Raw genomic sequence first — 15194 nt, forward strand, 5'->3', positions numbered from 1 at the left:
TGCTGGCGTGAAGCAGACTTGGGATCGTCGATGCTCGCAGGATGTGTTGGTAGAGAAGCAGATCTCTCCGCTCCGCGCTGCGCGCTCCGGTCGAGATGACAGGCTGCGGGATGGCTATGCTTCGGGCGGATTGCGGGATGTTGTGGAGTGGCGAATCAGGAGAAGTGCTGCCAGCCAGCGGGCTTCAACTTCGAAGAGCCTTTGCCGGGGTGATGGAGAGAGACGAGCGGCTTTCCCGGACGAGTGCGATGAAGTGTGCCGATGCGGGTAATGGGGACGCCCGCGATCTGACGAGGAATGCGTGTGGCAGAGGGTGCAGTGAAGAGAAGCTCGTAGTCCTCGCCTCCATGGAGGGCGGCGTGAAGCGCGTCTTCAGGGGGGAGAGGATGCGTAAGCGGGTGAAAGGGGATAGAGCCGCCGTCGATTTCGGCTCGGACGCGTGAGGCTTCGCAGAGGTGAGTGAGGTCGGTGGAGAGGCCGTCGCTGAGATCGATGCAGGCAGAGGCAAGGCGGCGGCGAAGAAGAGTAGAGCCGATGGCGAGCCGGGGTTGAGGGAAGAGATGCGGATGGTGTTGCGAGGAGGTAGCGCGTGATGGGCGATTTGCGGCTAGCAGTGCGGACAACTCGGCGTGGGCCCCGCCAAGCGCGCCGGTGACATAGAGAGCATCGCCAGGACGGGCTCCAGAGCGGCGAAGGGAGCGCCCTCGAGGGGCGGAGCCGATGAGAATGATGTCGGCCAGGATGAGATCAGCAGGAGATTCCGAGGTATCGCCTCCAGCGAGAGGGGTGCGATGTTGTTGGGCGAGCGAGCGAAGTCCGGCGAAGAAGCCGTCGATCCAGCTTCTTCCTTTTCGGCTGTGGAGCAGATCGGGGGGAAGAGCCAGGGAGAGGAAGGCTGCTATCGGCGTAGCTCCCATAGCTGCAAGGTCGCTGAGACCGCGGGCAAGGCAGCGATGCCCGACTGAAGGGGAAGGATGGAGATTGCGGCGGAAGTGCCGGTTCTCCAGGCTGAAGTCGGTAGTGACCAGAATCTCGTGTCCGGAGGGAGGGCGAAGAATGGCGCAATCGTCGCCAATACCAAGGGCGACCGTGCGGCTGCGGTCGGTCCCTGTGGAAAACGTTCGACGGATCTGCTCAATCAACGCGAGTTCGCCGATGGGTTTGTGAGCTTGGCGGGGCATCTTGAAAGAGAATAGCGTGCGTGCCAAGTGGGGCGGGAAGTTCAAAAAGTTGGCGATGCGCAAACTTTTGCAGCTTCAGACGTTATCCGGGGGTAATTGGTTGCATGGTAATCCCCCGTTTGTTACCCTCGATAGGACGCTCAAGAGAGTCTGTGATTCCGAAATGCCGATTAGTGAATTTGATTTGCTTGCCGGGATTGTGGGTTGCTAACTCTCCGTGTCGCCGTTTGGCGGCCATATTCTGAGCCCGGGTCGTAGATTGAAGCTTAAGAAGCGCTACTACATCATGTTCGTGAGTCGCGATGAGGATGGCAGCCTGAACAAGGTTCCAGTGCCATTGCACTACGCTTACCTCTTCGTTGCCGCGGCAGTGATTGGCATGTTTACGATCACCGGGTTGGCGGGTTCGTATTCGCGGATGCTGATCAAGACGGCTCGCTTCAATCAACTACGCCAGGACCACAACGCCCTGCAGAAGGATTATGCCCATCTGGAAGAGGCGGCGCATGAGAAGGACATCCAGGCAGCCTCGCTGGGATCGCTGGCGAGCGAAGTCTCAGCGCTCTATGGGCTTACGGCGAGCAAGCTAGCTATCCCGATGGGCAGGATGACGGGTAAAGCAGGACATCGGCACGCCGAAGCAGTGGCCGAGGCAGTTGCAAATGCTCCGCTGACCGAAACCGCCAGCCTAACGAACGATGGCTACTACAAGTCGGTGGATGCGTTTTACTCTTTACGGAACCAGGCGTTGAGCGGTGCGGCGACGCGCTCTTTAGGCTCAATGAATCGTCCAGGCTATGGTGTGGCATCGAGCCTGTTCGGCGGACTTTCTCCGCTGGATCAGGAGGCTTCTGCCTTTGCCCCGACGCTATGGCCGGTGATGGGACCGATTACGAGCAGCTTTGGGCAGCGGGAAGACCCTGTCCTGGGCAACGGCGAGGGCGAGTTCCACAAGGGACTCGACATCTCGGCGGTGAATGGAACCCCGATCCGGGCGACGGCAGACGGTGTGGTGAAGTCGGCCCAGGTGGAAAATGGCTATGGGCGCGAGGTTACGATCGATCACGGCCATGGCGTGGAGACGCTTTACGGGCACATGTCGGGCTTCGCTGTAATGGCGGGGCAGACGGTGACACGTGGAGAGGTGATCGGTTATGTGGGCCACAGCGGCCGCGTAACCGGGCCGCATGTCCACTACGAGGTTCGTATTCGGAATACCCCGGTGAATCCGCACAAGTATCTGCGAATGACGTTGGCGGAGCTGGGTGGCGAGGCTGCTCCGGCGCCGGCGGCATCGGTTCCGGTAGGTCCGGCTAAAGCAGCCGGGCTGGACAGATAAAAGCGAAAGTATTGAATAAGCGAAAAGAGAGGCGAAGTTCGCCTCTCTTTTCTTTTTGTGCAAGGACTCTAATGGACTGTCTTCATACGGCGTGACATGAAGTCCATCAAGAGGTAGTTGCCGAGCGTCTGGGGCGTGGTGAAGTAGGCCTTGCCCCGGCACATCGCGCTGACCTTCTGGACGAACTGCATGAGCGCGAAGTCGTTGGCAAGCATGAAGGTGTTGATCATGATGCCGGCACGTTTGCATCGCGCAACCTCTTCCAGAGTCTCTTCGATGACAAGCGGATCCAGGCCGAAGGCGTTCTTGTAAATGCGACCGTCGGGCAGCGAGAGCGCCGAGGGTTTGCCGTCGGTAATCATGACGATCTGCTTCATGTCCTTGTTCTGCTTGGCCAGGATTCGCTGTGCGAGGCGAAGGCCATCTTTGGTGTTGGTGTAGTGCGGGCCTACTTTGACACGCGAGAGCTGCGAGACCGGAATCTCTTCGGCGGTGTCATGGAAGAGGACGAGGTTCAGCGTGTCGCCCGGGAACTGCGTGCGGATAAGGTGTGCCAGAGCCATGGCAACGCGCTTGGCCGGAGTGAAGCGGTCCTCGCCGTAAAGGATCATGGAGTGGGAGCAGTCGAGCAGAACGACGGTGGCGCAGGAAGATTGGTAGTCGGACTGGTGGACGTGAAGGTCGGAGTACTCGACGTTGAGCGGCGTATGCTCTTCCCCTTCGACGGCGGTGCGGATGCCCTCACGGGCAAAGACGCTGGAGAAGGTTGCGGTGACATCGAGATTGAATGTGTCGCCAAATTCGTAGAGTTTAGACGAGCCGTTGATTTCGACACCCGCGGCTTCGTGACGCGTATCGTGTCGCCCGAAGTTTGATTTCCCAAGCGGTCCCAGCAGGTCGCGCAAAGCCTTGTAGCCGAGGAAATCCATGCCTTTGTCGGTGACCTCGAAGCGGGCGTTTTCGTTGCCTTCGCCGAAGTCGCCTTGACCCTGCTGAGGAGCCTCGGCGTTGATGAAGTTCTGTTCCTGCATCTTCTGAATGATCTTGTCGATCAACTCTTCGACCTGATCTTCCGGAAGCGTGTCGTACTTTTCCTGTGCCTCTTCATCGAAGAGCTCGCCCGACTCGAGCGCCTGTCGGATAGCATCGCGCAGGTTCTCAAGAGTCTGATCGCTGAACTCGTTGAAGTTGGAGTAAGGATCGTTGAAGCCGGAGTCGAGCAGGAAGTCCGACAGGGCCTGCATAAGATCTTCGAGGCCAAAGCTTGAGGAGAGGTCGCCGGTGAATTTTGTATAGCGGACGCGTTTCATCGATGGGGACCCTCCAGGCCGGGACGATGCGACTCCTGATCCTGATTCTGATTAGAGTGTAGACCCTGCCGTTTAGATTCCGCTGGCCTTGTAGGTCGGCTCTGTTGGCATGGCGTCGAAGACCGGCGCTAATGTTTGGAGGGCACGTACCCGTCGATCACCGTGGTACTGCCGCCGATGCGTGTGGCAAACGTAGGCTGTTCGAGTCCTTTGAGAATCGCGGGCGGTAAAGGAGAGGCCTTTGGGGAATGGGAGTAGAACTCCGCGAAGGCGAAAAAGTCCGAGCCTGCGTCATCGACGATCTGGGTCTCCGGGGTATACGCCTTGAGAATCTCAAGATCTCCGAGAGCCTCACCAAAGAAGTGGACCGCGTCGCCGATCGTACGGCCGGATGGTGAATGGTACTGGAAGAGCGAAACATTTTGCCGTTCGGCGAAGGCGGCGAGAGGGGTAAGTGGCTGCAGGGCGAACGATTGGTAGTGGATGGCGCGTTCGTGGCGTGCCATCTCTTTCGGAAACGCGCCACGTTGATCGAGTTCATCGATACCCTGTTTGTACACTCCAACGCCCCAGGTGAAGAGATCGTCATCCGACGAGACAACCCCGGTCGCGACGGCCGCAAGTCCTCGCCAGTAGTGATGATTGTTGAGCTGATCGCGGATCTTGTCGAACTCGACCGTGCGGTGCGCAACCTTGTTCATCCACTGGATATCGCGTTTGACCTGGACTGGGTCGAGCGATCTCTCGTTGAGCAGCACGGATTCGCTGATGGCAATGGAGCTGAGGGTCCACTCCACCTGAAACCATGCCTGGGTACTCTCTTTGGGGTCGTAGTCCAGCAGGGTGCCGGCTTGTGCCCAGACATCGATCTGCTGCTGAGCGCACTGCGCTTCCTCTTTCGAAGAGGTGACGAGCCACTGGTTCATTCCGGCAGTCACGCGCCGCTCAAAGTTTCCGTAGATGCGGGTGACCGGGGCTTCCGCGGGATTGATCGGCCCATGGCCTCCGCTCAGGTAATGCGGCGGGATGATCATGTGGCCGGACGGCGGCTGCACGACGGGCAGTTTGCTGCAGAAGCCAAGCGACGCGATTGCCTGTGCGACTCGAGGGTCTTTATTGTGGGCCAGCTCGGAGTGACGCTGCTTGACGTCGATATAGGAAGCTTTGGGGTTGGAGACGTGTTCCGCATGCGCCGTGGCTGCGACCGCAAATGCCATAGCCGCACACCATGCCCGAGATTTAAGCCACATCAGGTCGGTGTTCCTTTCGAGTTTTAGTTGAAGCCGCGACGGGTGCGGTTCCTCGGGTTGAATTCTTCCTGCTCGCGTTCGCGCATTCGCTCAGCATACTGGGCAGCCTGATCGACGCGCTGCTTCTTTTCCGCAGCCGTGAAGACTCGTTCCTCGGCCCGGCTGATGCGTTTGTGGGCGGTCATTCCCTCGAGTAGAAATTCAGCTGCGCTGACGGTGGTCTCCGACGCGGATTTGCCGTTAACATTGAGCGGCGTAAGTTTTTCGAGCAGACCCTGGATCTGCTTCAGCTCTGCCAGAGAGGCTGCGGCCGGCTGAGTGTCGTTCAACTGCACTGTGCCGCCAAGATTGAACCACTCTTCGATCTGCTGGGTCTCGGTTCCGGCGAAGTACTTGTCGAAGACGGCGGCGACGGCCGTGCGAATGATCTCGCGGACGACGGTGTCGGCCCCGCGCATCTCACCCTCATACTCGAGCTCGATCTTGCCGGTGATGCCGGGAAGCGCGGCGTAGATGTCGCCGACACGAGGAACGACGAGCGGCTCGCCGTGGATGAGGGCGCGGCGCTCGGCGTTGGAGAGCACAAGCTCCATCGTGGAGATGGGGAGCCGCTGCGAGACGCCGCTGCGTTTGTCGACCTTCTTGTCTTCACGAGCCGTGAAGGCGATCTGCTCGATGATCTGGCGGATGTAATGGGGAATCTCGATCGTCGCGGCGGGGCGGTTGGACCAGGCTTCCTGCGTGGTGATGCGGATGCCTTCTTCGATGTCCTCAGGGTAGTGCGTGCGAATCTCCGAGCCGATGCGGTCTTTGAGCGGGGTCACGATCTTGCCGCGCGCCGTATAGTCCTCGGGGTTCGCGCTGAAGACGATAGCGACGTCGAGAGGGAGGCGCACCGGATAACCCTTAATCTGCACGTCGCCCTCCTGCATGATGTTGAAGAGCGCGACCTGGATCTTTCCGGCGAGATCGGGAACTTCGTTGATGGCGAAGATGCCGCGGTTGGCGCGGGGAAGAAGGCCGTAGTGCATGGTCAGCTCGGAGCCAAGGTCCTGGTTGGAGCGCGCGGCCTTGATGGGGTCGATATCGCCGACGAGATCCGCGACCGTCACGTCGGGTGTGGCAAGCTTCTCGACGAAGCGCTCATCGGGGGAAAGATATGCGATCGGGGTTTCATCGCCGAGCCTCGCGATCAGGTCGCGAGAGTATTTGCTGATGGGCGCGTAGGGATTGTCGCGAACTTCGGAGCCGGCGATGTACGGCGTATGCGGGTCGAGAAGCGTCGTCAGCGCGCGCAAAATGCGCGACTTCGCCTGGCCGCGCAGGCCCAGCAGGATGAAGTTATGCCGCGACAGAATTGCGTTGACGATCTGAGGAACAACCGTGTCTTCATAACCGACGATGCCGGGGAAGATCGTCTCTTTCGTGCGCAGTCGGCAGATGAGATTTTCGCGAAGCTCGTCCTTCACACTGCGGGCGAGCCGTTCAGGAGTGTATTCGCTGTTGCGGAGAGCGCCTAGGGTGTTGGGAAGTGAGTTCGCCATGTCTAAGTATAGATGTTGGATGGTTGGCGATGGGCTCAAGCAGGAATTTCATCCGCGCCAGAGAAGGGAAGAAACAGAGGGAAGCGTTGAGAGCTCGTGGATTCGCGCCGTAGTCTCCGGCTGAATATGGCCGCGTATAGGCCACTCCAGTTCGCATTGAATGGAATGCAGCCGGGCATCGGAGTAATGGACGGTCCAGTCTTTAACGGCGAATCCGGCTGCCTGCAGGCGCTGACGAAACTCGATCTCGCTGAGAGGCTCGACGGGGGAGCCGGACTTCTTGAATCGGACGGAGAGAGAGCCGGTGCGATGGGTCGGCATATTGTTCTCGACCCATCTGAGGCTCCAGAGAATGAACAACGCGAGCGCCGTGCTCACAATCCCAAGCTTCAGCTGGCCGCCGTCGAATAGCAGTCCCAGAATCGTCACGAACCACATCGTTGCCGCTGTCGTAACTCCCCGAACCATGCCGTCTTTATGCAGGATGGCGCCAGCGCCGATGAAGCCGATGCCCGACAGGATGCCGAGGGGAAGTCGCATCAGGTCGAGCTCGACGAACGAATCGGACGGCTTCCGGTCGTGTTCATCAGCAGGTTGTCAGGGTGACCGGCATGGAGGTTTATATGTGGATTCAGCGGCTAAGGTCTTCCCGGAGAGCCTCCATCTCGGCCAGCGCGTGCTGATTTCCCGTGCGGTTGGCGGCGGCGATGCCATTGTGCAATCGCTCCAGTGCCTCGTCGGTGCGGCCTTGTTTTGCCAAGGTTTGAGCCGACATCTGGAAGGCGGGGACGTAGTCCGGATTGTGCTGGATCAACGTCGTGAACTCGGAGAGCGCTGCATCGATGTTGCTCTCGGCAAGATGCGCCATGGCGAGGCCGTAGCGGGCAAAGGCATCGGAGGGATTCTGTTCCAGCACCTGGGTGAGGAGGGCAATTCTGTCCATGCGTTCGATGTTCCGATGATGCACCGCAAGTTGGCAAGCTGTTTGAAGATTTACACTGGTAAGACATGAGCGAAGTCGTCCTGGCAAGAACCGTGTGTGAGTCGCAGTCCGAGCGCAGCGAGATTATCTTTCCCTCCGACGCCAACGCCTTGGGGAACCTCTTTGGGGGCAGGCTGATGCAGTACATTGACCTGGTTGGTGCAATGGCGGCTAGCCGTCACGCCCGCGCCATCACGGTGACCGCGAGCATGGACCATCTGGACTTCGTCGCTCCGGTCCGCGTCGGCGATCTGCTGATTCTGAAGTCCAGTGTCAACCGCGCCTATCGAACCTCGATGGAGATCGGAGTGAAGGCAATGGTAGAGGATGTGCGGCATAACCGGATGCGCCATGTCTCCTCGGCCTACCTTACGTATGTGGCGGTCGATAAGGAAGGAAGTCGGCTGATGGTTCCGCAGGTGATCCCGGAGACCGAGCACCAGAAACGACGATACGAAGATGCGGGCCGTCGCCGCGAGATGCGCGCTGGCGAGACCCAGCGCAAAAAAGAGATACGTGCAGCGCTCGGCGACGAGTGGCACGTCTGACAGGTTCAGGAGAAAGATTATGGGACACATGGGAGCAGGAACTCCTCCGGCGCCGCAGCCTTTGCCCGGAGTAGCGCATGTCGTAGCAGTCGGAAGCGGTAAAGGCGGCGTAGGCAAGACCACCGTCGCGGTCAATCTTTCGGTTGCGCTGGCGAAGCTTGGGTACAAGGTCGGGTTGATCGACGCAGATATCTACGGCCCCAACGTGCCGACGATGTTGGGTGCAACAAGGCAGCCAAACATCGTGGGCGAGAACCGCATTGAGCCGATTCTGGCTCATGGCGTGAAGTTCATCTCGATCGGATTGATCTCCCCGGGAGACAAGCCGTTGATGATGCGCGGCCCCATGCTGCACCAGATCATCCGCCAGTTCCTGCAGCAGGTGGAGTGGGGAGAGCTGGACTTCCTGATCATCGACCTTCCTCCCGGAACCGGCGATGTGGTGATCTCCCTGGTGCAGACGGTTCCGCTGACGGGAGCGATCGTGGTCTCGACAGGGTCCAGCGTGGCGCTGGAAGATGCTCGCAAGGCGCTGGAGATGTTCCATCAGGTGAAGGTCGAGGTCCTGGGGATGGTCGAGAATATGTCGCAGATGACGCTGCCTTCGGGAGAAATCATCGACGTCTTTGGAGCTGGAGGAACGGAACGCACTGCGGCGCAGTTCGGGCTGGATTTTCTGGGGGCGCTGGAGTTGAACCCTTCGATCCGTGAAGGTGGAGACAAGGGATTGCCGGTTTCGCTTGCGGGGCCCGATTCAAAGCTTGCCGCGGAGTTCTACGCGGTCGCTCATCGCGTCGCGGACAAAGCCAAGGAAGTTGCGTCTAAAAATCAGGATGTCTTCGAAATCAGCTAGGAGATCCGCTAGCGAGATTCTCAGGAGAAAAAGGAGAGTTCTGTCCTGAATTGTCATCGCCGGGTTTATCCGAAGCGTTTTGTTTTTGAAACAGGAACATCTTGACGCGAAGGGTAGACTGGTTTCAATCAGGGAGGGCGAGATGGCGGATGCATGGCGGATTACAGCACGGCAGCGGGCCATTCTGACAGCCATCATTGAGAGCTATATCGAGACGGGCGAGCCTGTGGGGTCAGGCACGATCGCTCGATTGCAAAGCCGCGAGCCCTCGGGAATGAGCTCCGCGACGATACGGAACGAGATGGCTGAACTTGCTGATGCGGGCCTTCTGGAGCAGCCACATACCTCTGCCGGGCGTGTTCCTACAGCTCAGGCGTTCCGGATGTATGTGGAGCAGTTGAGTGGCGGGACACACCCCAGGGTCGACGCGAAGCGCCTTACCGCCCGGTCGCGTCACCAGATTGACTCAAGTTTTGTTGGAGTTGCGGGCACGCAGGCCGTTCTGGAACGCACCTCGCACGTGTTGGCGACGCTCTCGAGCGGCGTTGGGGTGGCAGTGGCGGCGGTGGCGGAGGGAGATTTTCTGGAGCATGTTTACTTCTCCCGTCTGGCTCCCGCAAGCGTTCTTGCTGTTGTAGTGACCCGGTCGGGAATGGTGCGTGATCGCGTTCTGACGCTGGATCGGGACCTGACGTCCGTGGAGTTGAACACCGCCGGCAATTTTCTCAATGAGCACTTCCGCGGGTGGAGCGTGGAACAGGTGCGCCTGGAGCTGGCGAAGCTGGTAGAGCGGGAGCGCAGTGAGTATCAGCGCCTGTTGAATGCTGTGCAGCAGCTTTGGGTGAAGGCGGTTCCTTCCACCGATTCCTCCACGCCATCGGTGTACGTGGAGGGCGTGGCAAACCTGGTCGGAGTGAATGTGGATGGTGAGCGTCTACGGGAGATGTTGGCGGCGCTTGAGGCCAAACAGCGTCTCGTCGACCTGCTGAACGCGTATATCGACGCGCACCAGCAAAGCGTGCGCGTGATCTTCGATCTTGAGCAGCAGGCTCCGGAGATGGCAGGTCTGGTTCTGATTGCGGCCCCGGCGCGGATGGCGGGCGAGAGCCGCGGAACGATCGGCGTGATTGGGTCGACGAGAATGGACTATGAAAACACGATGAACGCGGTGAGCTACCTCTCCCGCGTCTTCGATCGGATCGCGCCGCATCCGAATGAATAAGCGGAAGCTTGGCGCCGGCCCCGGTGAAATTGCTCCGTAAGGCCTTTCCGGCGGAGTGCGGGCTTGCGCTATCGGCGATAATAGAAGAGGAAAGCAACGATGAGGAGACATAAATCCATGCAGGACGAGACGACTGTACAGGCCGTGCAGGAGGGAGAAGTTGTGACCAGCCCTTGCGAGGAGCCAATACAGGACGCAGCCTTCGCAGGCGCGGAGCTGGAGCAGGTGAAGGGGGAACGCGACCAGTTGCTGGATAGGCTGGCACGACTCCAGGCAGAGTTCGACAATGCGCGGAAGCGCGAGGCCAAAGAGCGCCAGGATGCCCGCGATTACACGGTTTCAAGCACCGTAGAGCCATTTCTGGGCGTGATGGATAACTTCCAGCTTGCGCTGAAATCCGGCGGGTCGGCCGATCAGCTCAGGACCGGTGTCGAGCTGATTCTAAAGCAGATGGAAGAGGCTCTTCGGGGATTGAACGTGGTCGCGGTTCAGAGCGTGGGGGCCCAGTTCGACCCCAGAGTCCATGAGGCGCTCGGAAGCGTTGAAACCAAGGAGTTCCCCGATCATCAGGTACTAGAGGAGATTCGTCGCGGGTACAAGGTCCGCGAGAAACTGCTTCGTCCAGCGCTGGTGAGGATTGCTTCGAATCCGGCGATGGTGAGTGATTAACCGTCTAAACGGCGATTGAAGGTTAGTGAAAGATGAGTGCGACGGCAAACGTGACCAAAGTTGATTTCTATGAAGTGTTGAGCGTCTCCAGGGACGCCTCCGATCAGGAACTGAAGACGGCCTATCGCAAGCTGGCGATGCAATATCACCCGGACCGCAATCCGGGCGACGCAGCTGCCGAGGATAAGTTCAAGGAGTGCAGCGAGGCCTACCAGGTGCTGAGCGACCCGGAGAAGCGCGCGGCCTACGATCGTTACGGGCATGCGGCGTTCAACGGCAGCTCGAGCGGCGCTGGTGCAGGACCGTTCGGCGGCGGCTTTGGCGGAGCGCAGGACCTGGGCGACATCTTTGGCGATCTCTTCGGCGAGATGTTCAACATGGGCGGCTCGGCTCGCGGCGGCAAGGCTTCGCGGGTCCAGCGCGGGCGCGACCTGCGCTACGACCTGACGCTTGAATTCGAAGAGGCGGTCTTCGGGATCGAGCGCGAGATCAAGATCCGGCGCAGTGAGACCTGCACGGAGTGCCATGGGAACGGCGCCGCGCGAGGCAAGCAGCCGGTGACCTGCACCCAGTGCGGAGGGCGTGGACAGCAGAGATTCCAGCAGGGCTTCTTCTCTGTCGCCCGCACCTGCTCCGTATGCGGCGGAACCGGAACCCTGATCGTCGATCCATGCCCGACCTGCCATGGGGAGACGAGGGTGCAGACCGAGCACAAGATCCTGGTGAAGGTTCCCGCGGGCGTCGAACAGGACACACGAATCCGTTACCAGGGCGAGGGCGAGGCCGGCAAGTTCGGCGGACCCTCCGGCGACCTGTATGTCGTCCTGAACGTGAAGGCGCACAAGTTCTTCGAGCGTGACGGCGACGACCTGCACTGCGTGATGCCGATCTCGTTCCCGCAGGCGGCGTTGGGGACCGAGCTCGAGATCCAGACGCTGGAGAGTGTCGAGACCATCAAGATCCCCGAAGGCACGCAGAGCGGGCGCGAGTTCAAGCTGCGCGGCAAGGGTGTTCCGCACCTGAACGAACGGGGCAAGGGCGATCTGATCGTCGAGATCCGGGTTCAAACTCCCAACAAGCTGAACAAGCAGCAGAAGGAGCTTCTGCGTCAGCTTGGAGAGACGATGGAGGTGGAGAATACTCCTACCTCACGAGGGATCCTCGACAAGGTGAAGGAGATGTTTAACTAGCCCCTCTCCCCTATACTTTTTGGTGCAAAGTCTTGGAAAGTAATGAGTTAGGTTCGGACCGCAGTCTGGATCGTATCGATTTGAAGCAAAGCCCCGGATCTCTCCGGGGCTTTGCTTTCTACTTCCATTCTAGCAAGGTGGCGGAAACTGATCGGCAGGGATATTCCATTTAGTTTGTTCGTGTTATGGGATTAATGGCTTGACAGCTTCCTTTTGGAATCGGTGGTGGCTCGAGGGAAAATACAGGGATTCCTCTGCTTCGCTCGGAATGACGCTGCATGTGGGGCTTCAGTTGGAATGACGCTATATATGGGGCTATGGTCGGAACAACACTTCGGGAGGTTGTGTTTTCCTGGGGAATTCTGTGGTGCTTCGAGCGAAATGCAGGGATTCCTCGACTTCGCTCGGAATGACATTGTGTTTGGGGCTTCGATCGGGGTGACGCGTCATGCGGAGCGGATGTCATCTGTCACTGAGTTAAGAAAATAGACTTTTGGGCCGATGACACGAAGGATAAAGCAGGCGTCTTACAACCCAAACCGGTTGCCTGCGGATGCTCTTTTAAGTTGAGAGTCCGCTTTCTGGGGTTGATTTTGATGTTTGCGACTTATACAAGAGTTGCTGCATCGAATAGCTAATAATTTGATAGAAGGACACTCAATGGCAAACGACTTCGTTAGTGTAATCAAGCCGACAGCAAAGAATACCGAGGGTGGCGAGGGCGCGGACGGCAAGCTGCCGGTTCCGGTGTTGCCAGTCCGTGATACGGTTCTCTTTCCCCACGCGGTGCTTCCTCTGACGGTGGGCCGCGAAAGCTCTATTCAGCTGATTCAATCCCTGGGCGAGGAGAAGTCGATTCTCGTAGTGGCCCAGAGGGATGCGCGTCAGGATACTCCGCAGGGTACGGATCTCTATGCGGTAGGAACGCGTGCGACTGTTCACAAGGTCGTGAAGATGCCGAACCAGAGCCTTTTTGTGTTTACAGAAGGTAATGAGCGTGTGCACCTGGGCGAGTTCACACAGCTGCAGCCGTTTATGACGGCCGAGTTCGAGGTGATCGCCGAGACCGAGCCCGAAAAGTCCCCGGAGACGGAGGCTTTGCAGCGGAACGTGGTGAGCCAGTTCCAGCAGATCGTGACCTCGTCGCCTACGCTCTCCGATGACCTGCAGACGATCGCGATCAACATCGAGGAGCCGGGACGGCTGGCGGATTTTATCGCCTCGTCGCTTCCGTTTTTGACGACGACCGACAAGCAGGACCTGCTGGAGACGCCGGACATCACCAAGCGGCTGGAGCGGATCAACCAGCACCTGGCCAAGGAGCTGGAGGTTCAGCAGCTGCGGAACAAGATCCAGACCGAGGTACAGGATTCCGTGCAGCAGTCGCAGCGGGACTACTATCTTCGCGAGCAGTTGAAGGCCATCCAGAAGGAGCTTGGGGACGTAGACGAGACCCAGAAGGATATCGCCGAGCTGAAGGAGAAGATCGAGGCTGCCGGGATGCCGGAGGAGGTCAAGAAGGACGCTCTGAAGGAGCTTAGCCGCCTGAGCCGGATGAATGCGATGGCCGCCGACTACAGCCTCACCCGGAATTACGTGGAGTGGCTGGCGGTTCTGCCGTGGTCGAAGAGCTCGGCCGGCGCGGTGGACATCAAGAAGGCGAAGGAGATTCTGGATACGGATCACTATGGCCTGAAGAAGGTGAAGGACCGCATTCTGGACTACCTGAGCGTACGACGGTTGAAGCCGGATATGAAGGGGCCGATTTTGTGCTTTGTCGGGCCTCCGGGCGTGGGTAAGACCTCGCTGGGACGGTCGATTGCAAAAGCATTGGACCGGAAGTTTTCGCGCATCTCGCTGGGCGGCATGCACGACGAGGCGGAGATCCGCGGACATCGAAGGACCTACATCGGCGCGTTGCCGGGACAGATTATCCAACACCTGAAGAGGGTGGAGGTGAATGATCCGGTCTTCATGCTGGACGAGATCGACAAGCTGGGGCGTGACTTCCGGGGCGATCCGGCGAGCGCGTTGCTCGAGACGCTGGATCCGGAGCAGAACAATACGTTCCGCGATAACTATCTCGATCAGCCGTTCGACCTAAGCAAGGTTCTGTTTATTTGCACAGCCAACCAGCTGGACACGATTCCGGGACCGCTGCTGGACCGTATGGAGATTATCGAGCTCACGGGTTACACCGAGGAGGAGAAGGTCAACATTGCGGAGCGGTATTTGGTTCCCCGGCAGGTGAAGGAGAACGGTGTCGATCCGGAGATGATCGAGTTTCCGACAGAGAGTGTGGCGATGATCGCACGGCACTATACGCGTGAGGCCGGAGTCCGCAAGCTGGAGCAGAGGATCGGAACGGTTGCGCGCAAGGTGGCTCGCAAGATCGCCGAGGGCGCTACCGAGAAGATCACGATCACTCCTGCTCTGATCCATGAGTTCCTTGGAGGGATCAAGGTTCGCGTGGATACGGAGATCGCAGAGCGGACAAAGCGTGCGGGCGTGGCGGTTGGCCTGGCGTGGACTCCTGCGGGCGGCGACGTACTCTTCATCGAGGCAAACAAGATGAAGGGCAAGGGCGGATTCACGATCACCGGTCAGATCGGCGACGTGATGAAGGAGAGCATGCAGGCCGCGCTGACCTGGGTGCGCTCGAACGCGGGCAAGTTCGGCCTGGAGGAGGACTTCACGAAGGAAACGGATATTCATATCCATGTTCCTGCGGGAGCGATTCCGAAGGACGGACCCTCGGCGGGTGTCACGATGGCGACCGCGCTGGTGAGCCTGTTCACGGATACCCCGGTGCATCCGCTGACCGCGATGACCGGCGAGATCACGCTGAGCGGCAATGTGCTGCCGGTGGGAGGCATCAAGGAGAAGTTCCTTGCGGCCAAACGCGCGGGAGTGCGGGACGTGGTTCTTCCCCTGGAGTGCAAGGTTCAGGTGGAAGAGGACCTGACGCCGGATCAGATCGAGGGCGTGAAGATCCACTACGCCACGCGGATCGAAGAGGTACTGGCGGTTACGTTGCCGTCGACGGTGCAGGAAGAGGCCGAGGATGAGGCAGTGCGTGAAGAGGTGATTCACGCGTCTGCCTAAT

Annotated in this window: 13 protein-coding genes; 7 read left to right on the forward strand and 6 right to left on the reverse strand. The window is 59.2% G+C overall.

Annotated elements, in window-relative coordinates:
• Positions 1-155: 155 nt before the first annotated feature.
• The gene (gene thiL / locus AC5S26_RS16570; RefSeq protein WP_494186017.1) at positions 156-1181 is read right to left on the reverse strand and encodes a thiamine-phosphate kinase; all 1026 of its coding nucleotides are present in this window, start codon (positions 1179-1181) and stop codon (positions 156-158) included.
• 259 nt (positions 1182-1440) lie between these two features.
• Between thiL and AC5S26_RS16575 the strand changes: the two genes are divergently transcribed.
• The gene (locus tag AC5S26_RS16575) at positions 1441-2520 is read left to right on the forward strand and encodes a M23 family metallopeptidase (protein ID WP_494186018.1); all 1080 of its coding nucleotides are present in this window, start codon (positions 1441-1443) and stop codon (positions 2518-2520) included.
• Between the two features lie 68 nt (positions 2521-2588).
• Here the strand turns inward: AC5S26_RS16575 and AC5S26_RS16580 are convergent, their stop codons facing one another.
• The 5 genes from AC5S26_RS16580 to AC5S26_RS16600 all read right to left on the reverse strand — a co-directional run bounded on the left by AC5S26_RS16580 (position 2589) and on the right by AC5S26_RS16600 (position 7567).
• Positions 2589-3830, reverse strand: a complete 1242-nt coding sequence (locus tag AC5S26_RS16580) for a vWA domain-containing protein (RefSeq protein WP_494186019.1) — start codon at positions 3828-3830, stop codon at positions 2589-2591.
• A gap of 128 nt (positions 3831-3958) precedes the next feature.
• Complete coding sequence (locus AC5S26_RS16585) at positions 3959-5047, reverse strand: alginate lyase family protein (RefSeq protein WP_494186020.1); 1089 nt, start codon at positions 5045-5047, stop codon at positions 3959-3961.
• A gap of 56 nt (positions 5048-5103) precedes the next feature.
• Positions 5104-6624 carry a sigma 54-interacting transcriptional regulator gene (locus AC5S26_RS16590; RefSeq protein WP_494186021.1) on the reverse strand — a complete coding sequence of 507 codons (1521 nt, stop codon included), beginning with the start codon at positions 6622-6624 and terminating at the stop codon, positions 5104-5106.
• A 48-nt stretch (positions 6625-6672) separates the two neighbouring features.
• Positions 6673-7164, reverse strand: a complete 492-nt coding sequence (locus AC5S26_RS16595) for an MgtC/SapB family protein (RefSeq protein WP_494186022.1) — start codon at positions 7162-7164, stop codon at positions 6673-6675.
• A 91-nt stretch (positions 7165-7255) separates the two neighbouring features.
• Positions 7256-7567, reverse strand: a complete 312-nt coding sequence (locus tag AC5S26_RS16600) for a tetratricopeptide repeat protein (protein ID WP_494186023.1) — start codon at positions 7565-7567, stop codon at positions 7256-7258.
• A 65-nt stretch (positions 7568-7632) separates the two neighbouring features.
• Here AC5S26_RS16600 and AC5S26_RS16605 point away from each other — a divergent pair, with 65 nt between their 5' ends.
• From AC5S26_RS16605 to lon, 6 genes are all read left to right on the forward strand, one after another.
• Entirely contained in the window at positions 7633-8154 is a 522-nt protein-coding gene (locus AC5S26_RS16605) for an acyl-CoA thioesterase (protein WP_494186024.1), read from the forward strand.
• 19 nt (positions 8155-8173) lie between these two features.
• Positions 8174-9007, forward strand: a complete 834-nt coding sequence (locus tag AC5S26_RS16610; protein WP_494186025.1) for an Mrp/NBP35 family ATP-binding protein — start codon at positions 8174-8176, stop codon at positions 9005-9007.
• Between the two features lie 142 nt (positions 9008-9149).
• Positions 9150-10229 (forward strand): heat-inducible transcriptional repressor HrcA, encoded by a 1080-nt coding sequence (hrcA, locus tag AC5S26_RS16615; RefSeq protein ID WP_494186026.1) that lies wholly within the window; start codon positions 9150-9152, stop codon positions 10227-10229.
• Between the two features lie 99 nt (positions 10230-10328).
• On the forward strand, positions 10329-10898 hold the full coding sequence (locus AC5S26_RS16620; RefSeq protein ID WP_494186027.1) for a nucleotide exchange factor GrpE: 570 nt from the start codon (positions 10329-10331) through the stop codon (positions 10896-10898).
• Between the two features lie 32 nt (positions 10899-10930).
• Positions 10931-12088 (forward strand): molecular chaperone DnaJ, encoded by a 1158-nt coding sequence (dnaJ, locus tag AC5S26_RS16625; protein ID WP_494186028.1) that lies wholly within the window; start codon positions 10931-10933, stop codon positions 12086-12088.
• A gap of 660 nt (positions 12089-12748) precedes the next feature.
• Entirely contained in the window at positions 12749-15193 is a 2445-nt protein-coding gene (gene lon / locus AC5S26_RS16630) for an endopeptidase La (RefSeq protein WP_494186029.1), read from the forward strand.
• Position 15194: the final 1 nt, after the last annotated feature.

The organism is Edaphobacter sp. FHG110511_03, from assembly GCF_059115365.1.

Bases quoted from the DNA above. Each gene is read 5' to 3' on its own strand.
- thiL (WP_494186017.1), bottom strand. From the start codon at position 1,181: ATGCCCCGCCAAGCTCACAAACCCATCGGCGAACTCGCGTTGATTGAG.
- AC5S26_RS16580 (WP_494186019.1), bottom strand. From the start codon at position 3,830: ATGAAACGCGTCCGCTATACAAAATTCACCGGCGACCTCTCCTCAAGC.
- AC5S26_RS16585 (WP_494186020.1), bottom strand. From the start codon at position 5,047: ATGGCATTTGCGGTCGCAGCCACGGCGCATGCGGAACACGTCTCCAAC.
- AC5S26_RS16590 (WP_494186021.1), bottom strand. From the start codon at position 6,624: ATGGCGAACTCACTTCCCAACACCCTAGGCGCTCTCCGCAACAGCGAA.
- AC5S26_RS16595 (WP_494186022.1), bottom strand. From the start codon at position 7,164: ATGCGACTTCCCCTCGGCATCCTGTCGGGCATCGGCTTCATCGGCGCT.
- AC5S26_RS16600 (WP_494186023.1), bottom strand. From the start codon at position 7,567: ATGGACAGAATTGCCCTCCTCACCCAGGTGCTGGAACAGAATCCCTCC.
- AC5S26_RS16605 (WP_494186024.1), top strand. From the start codon at position 7,633: ATGAGCGAAGTCGTCCTGGCAAGAACCGTGTGTGAGTCGCAGTCCGAG.
- AC5S26_RS16610 (WP_494186025.1), top strand. From the start codon at position 8,174: ATGGGACACATGGGAGCAGGAACTCCTCCGGCGCCGCAGCCTTTGCCC.
- hrcA (WP_494186026.1), top strand. From the start codon at position 9,150: ATGGCGGATGCATGGCGGATTACAGCACGGCAGCGGGCCATTCTGACA.
- AC5S26_RS16620 (WP_494186027.1), top strand. From the start codon at position 10,329: ATGAGGAGACATAAATCCATGCAGGACGAGACGACTGTACAGGCCGTG.
- dnaJ (WP_494186028.1), top strand. From the start codon at position 10,931: ATGAGTGCGACGGCAAACGTGACCAAAGTTGATTTCTATGAAGTGTTG.
- lon (WP_494186029.1), top strand. From the start codon at position 12,749: ATGGCAAACGACTTCGTTAGTGTAATCAAGCCGACAGCAAAGAATACC.